We start from the raw sequence: 1,460 nt of genomic DNA, 5'->3' as shown, positions 1-1,460 counted from the left end.
GGACGGGCCACGACGAGGTCTTCGACCGGGTCGGTACGGAAGAGCCGGAGCCCGCCGCAACCCGCCCCGCCACCTGCACCACGGCCTGATCCACCGTCTGAACCGGACAGCCCCCGGGTCCGTGGAACCTGATGACCCCACTCCGCGAGCGGGCACCCCCACCCCGGACACCTCCACGCCGCACACCCGACAACAGCACGGAAATCCGACAGGGCGACTTTGCGCCACACGCCGTGAACACACGTCGTAAAGCCGTCCTGACCAGCGGAGCGGGATCATGCTTCCATACACGAAGACACAGGTCTAAACCAATTCCCGGCAGACACTTGTCACCCGGCCCCGCGCCTGATGAGCTATGCCCCGGGACACAACGGACACCCTGGGACTGGGAGAAGTCGTGAGCAACGAGAGCCTGGCCAACCTGCTTCGGGAAGAGCGGAAGTTCGCTCCACCTGCAGCTCTGGCCGCCAACGCCAACGTCACCGCAGCGGCGTACGAGCAGGCCGAGGCGGACCGGCTGGGCTTCTGGGCCGAGCAGGCCCGCCGCCTGACGTGGGCCACCGAGCCGACCGAGACCCTCGACTGGAGCAACCCGCCCTTCGCGAAGTGGTTCGCGGACGGCAAGCTGAACGTCGCGTACAACTGCGTGGACCGTCACGTCGAGGCGGGCAACGGCGACCGGGTCGCCATCCACTTCGAGGGCGAGCCCGGCGACAGCCGCGCCATCACCTACGCGGAGCTGAAGGACGAGGTCTCCCGCGCTGCCAACGCCCTGACCGAGCTGGGCGTCAGCAAGGGTGACCGGGTCGCCGTCTACCTCCCGATGATCCCCGAGGCCGTCGTCGCGATGCTGGCCTGCGCCCGCATCGGCGCCACGCACTCGGTGGTCTTCGGCGGCTTCTCCGCCGACGCCATCGCCACCCGCATCCAGGACGCGGACGCCAAGGTCGTCATCACCGCCGACGGTGGTTACCGCCGGGGCAAGCCCTCCGCGCTCAAGCCGGCGGTCGACGACGCCGTCTCCCGTATCAAGAGCGTCGAGCACGTCCTCGTCGTCCGCCGCACCGGTCAGGACACCGCCTGGACCGAGGGCCGCGACGTCTGGTGGCACGAGATCACCGGCCGTCAGTCCGCCGAGCACACCCCCGAGGCGTTCGAGGCGGAGCAGCCGCTCTTCATCCTCTACACCTCGGGCACGACGGGTAAGCCCAAAGGCATCCTGCACACCTCCGGCGGCTACCTCACCCAGGCGGCCTACACGCACCACGCGGTCTTCGACCTCAAGCCCGAGACCGACGTCTACTGGTGCACCGCCGACGTCGGCTGGGTGACCGGCCACTCGTACATCGTCTACGGGCCGCTGGCCAACGGCGCGACCCAGGTCATGTACGAGGGCACGCCCGACACCCCGCACCAGGGGCGCTGGTGGGAGATCGTGCAGAAGTACGGCGTCACGATCC

Annotated in this window: 1 protein-coding gene; it reads left to right on the top strand. The window is 69.0% G+C overall.

All coding sequences use genetic code 11. The features are described from left to right. Window positions 1–355: 355 nt before the first annotated feature. The coding region (locus AB0M27_RS47805; protein WP_365732462.1) for an AMP-binding protein at window positions 356–1,460 on the top strand (1,105 nt) is incomplete at its 3' end.

This window comes from Streptomyces sp. NPDC052107 (assembly GCF_040680215.1).
In the GTDB taxonomy this organism is placed as follows: domain Bacteria; phylum Actinomycetota; class Actinomycetes; order Streptomycetales; family Streptomycetaceae; genus Streptomyces.
This window is presented reverse-complemented; position numbering and strand designations above follow the sequence as displayed.